The following is a 2,771-nucleotide window of genomic DNA, read 5'->3' as shown; positions in this document are numbered from 1 at the left end:
GAAGTCACCGAATCCAATGGATCATCCTCCATGGCCACGGTGTGCGGCGGCAGCATGGCGCTGATGGATGCCGGAGTGCCGATCAAAAAACCGGTGGCCGGTGTGGCCATGGGGTTGATCAAGGAAGCGGACGACGTCATCATCCTTTCGGACATTCTTGGTGACGAAGACCATCTGGGCGACATGGATTTTAAGGTGTGCGGCACCGATGAAGGCGTGACGGCCCTGCAGATGGACATCAAGATCGAAGGGGTTTCAAGAGACATTATGAGTAAGGCCCTGGCCCAGGCCCGGCAGGGACGCCTTCACATTCTAAACAAGATGCGGGAAGCCATCGCCGTTCACAGGCAGGACTTGCCCGCGCATGCGCCGAAGCTGCTTGTTCTGCAAATCCACCCGGATAAAATCCGGGATCTCATCGGCCCCGGCGGCAAGATGATCAAGGCCTTGAGTGCGGAATTCGGGGTAAAAATCGATGTAGAGGATTCTGGCAAGGTGAGTGTCTTTGCGCCGGATGGTGACAGCAGTGCCGCCGTGGCTGCAAAAATCGTCGCCATTACAGAGGAGGCGGAAATCGGCAGGATCTATAACGGCATTGTCCAGAAAATCATGGATTTCGGCGCTTTTGTGGAAATCCTGCCCGGTACCGACGGTTTGGTGCATATTTCACAGATGGCCGACCGCAAGGTGAACAAGGTCACGGATCTGCTGCACGAAGGTCAGACCGTCATGGTCAAGGTGCTCGACATTGATCCGCGAGGCAAAATCCGGTTGAGCATGAAGGCCGTGGAGAACGGGGAAAGCACCCTGTAGCCCCACCCGCCGCGTGACTTTAGACCGGCAAGCAACGGGACGGGCGACACCCTTGAACATTGGGAAGCAGGGCGATACCGGTCTGATAAAAATAGATATCTTTATGGGATTATAACAATAAGCAAGAAAAACAAATGAAAAGCCCATTTAACAGGTCACTCAAGAGAGAAATCGACCGTCGCCGGACCTTCGGCATCATCAGCCATCCGGATGCCGGCAAGACCACCCTGACCGAAAAACTGCTGCTTTTCGGCGGTGCTATCCAGCTGGCGGGGTCGGTCAAGGCCCGCAAGGCCAGCCGTCATGCCACCAGCGACTGGATGGCAATCGAGCAGGAGCGCGGCATTTCGGTAACCAGTTCGGTCATGAAGTTCAATTATCGCGACTTTGAAATCAACCTGTTGGACACGCCCGGCCACCAGGATTTTTCAGAAGACACCTACCGCGTGCTGACCGCTGTGGACAGTGCAATCATGGTCATCGACAGCGTCAAGGGAGTCGAGACGCAAACCCGCAAATTGATGGAGGTCTGCCGGATGCGCAATACGCCCATCCTGACGTTCATCAATAAACTTGACCGCGGCGGTATGCCGCCGCTGGACATTCTTGGCGATATCGAAGAGACCTTGCAAATCGAATGCACGCCGCTCACCTGGCCCATCGGTATGGGCAAACGCTTCAAAGGCGCCTATAACCTGTACCGCAAGGAGCTGACCCTCTTTACTCCCGGCAAGGAACGCCTGCCTGACGATGCGATCACCATCAGCGATCTGAATAATCCGCTGCTGGATGAAATTCTGGGCACTCAGGCCGATGAACTGCGCCAGGATGTGGCTTTGCTTGAAGGCGCAGCCGATACCTTTGACCTGCAGGAATTTCTCAAGGGCAGCCAGACCCCGGTGTTTTTCGGCAGCGCCATCAACAACTTCGGGGTGCGTGAGCTGCTCGACACCTTTGTGGAGATCGCGCCCTCGCCGTTGCCCCGGCCGGCCGCCACCCGCGTGGTCTTGCCTGAAGAAGAAGCTTTTTCCGGGTTCGTCTTCAAAGTCCAGGCCAACATGGATCCGGCGCACCGCGACCGAATCGCCTTTCTGCGCATCTGCTCGGGCCGTTTTCAGCGCGGCATGCGGGTTCGCCACCACCGTCTCGGCAAGGATATCCAGATTGCCAATCCGATCATTTTCATGGCACAGGACCGCGCTTTTGTCGAAGATGCCTGGCCCGGCGACATCATCGGCATCCAAAATCACGGCACCATCCGGATCGGCGACACTTTTTCGGAAAAAGAACCGCTTATTTTCACCGGTATACCGAATTTTGCTCCCGAGCATTTCCGCCGGGTACGGCTCAAATCCCCGCTCAGGATGAAACAGCTTCAGAAAGGGGTGCGCCAGCTGGTCGAAGAGGGCGCGATCCAACTATTCCGGCCTTTGATGGAAAACGCCACGATTCTGGGGGCTGTGGGCGTACTGCAGTTCGAAGTGACCATGATGCGGCTCAAAGCCGAATATGGCGTCGATGCCGTATATGAGCCGGTAAATTATTCCACCGCCCGCTGGGTGAGCTGCGATGACAAGAAGCGCTTGGCCGCCTTTGAAAAGGACCGCTATGCCAACCTGGCGCAGGATGCGGAAGGCAAACTGGTCTGCCTGGCCGAGAGCGAATGGCAATTGAACTTCACGGTGGAAAAATGGCCGGACATCATTTTTCATAAAACCCGTGAATATCAATAAGCTTAGAACGAAAAGGGGGTCAGATTTTCATTCTTCACTATTTGAAATAACCTGTCAAGAATGAAGACCTTTGTGTCCTGCAGATCGTTGATAAGTTCCCTTGTTTCTGTTACAGTGATTTCCATCTTCATTGGCGCTTCTCCCTTAATCTAAGCTTTTTGTGGAAAAGCCCTTAGAAAGGAAAAACGCCTTTTTTGATCATACGGGTTCGTCCGTATATTTGTG

At 54.6% G+C, this 2,771-nt stretch carries 2 protein-coding genes; both read left to right on the top strand.

Annotated elements, in window-relative coordinates; genetic code table 11:
- A partial coding sequence (locus R6V78_RS01660) for a S1 RNA-binding domain-containing protein (protein WP_410287583.1) occupies positions 1 to 813 on the top strand: 813 nt, incomplete at its 5' end.
- Between the two features lie 134 nt (positions 814 to 947).
- Positions 948 to 2,546, top strand: a complete 1,599-nt coding sequence (locus R6V78_RS01655) for a peptide chain release factor 3 (protein WP_410287582.1) — start codon at positions 948 to 950, stop codon at positions 2,544 to 2,546.
- Positions 2,547 to 2,771 lie beyond the last annotated feature (225 nt).

The sequence above is a fragment of the Desulfosarcina sp. genome (assembly GCF_046496365.1).
Classification (GTDB): domain Bacteria; phylum Desulfobacterota; class Desulfobacteria; order Desulfobacterales; family Desulfosarcinaceae; genus Desulfosarcina.
The sequence above is the reverse complement of the archived record's forward strand: the minus strand, read 5'-3'. Positions and strand labels throughout refer to the sequence as shown.

Bases quoted from the DNA above. Each gene is read 5' to 3' on its own strand.
- R6V78_RS01655 (WP_410287582.1), top strand. From the start codon at position 948: ATGAAAAGCCCATTTAACAGGTCACTCAAGAGAGAAATCGACCGTCGC.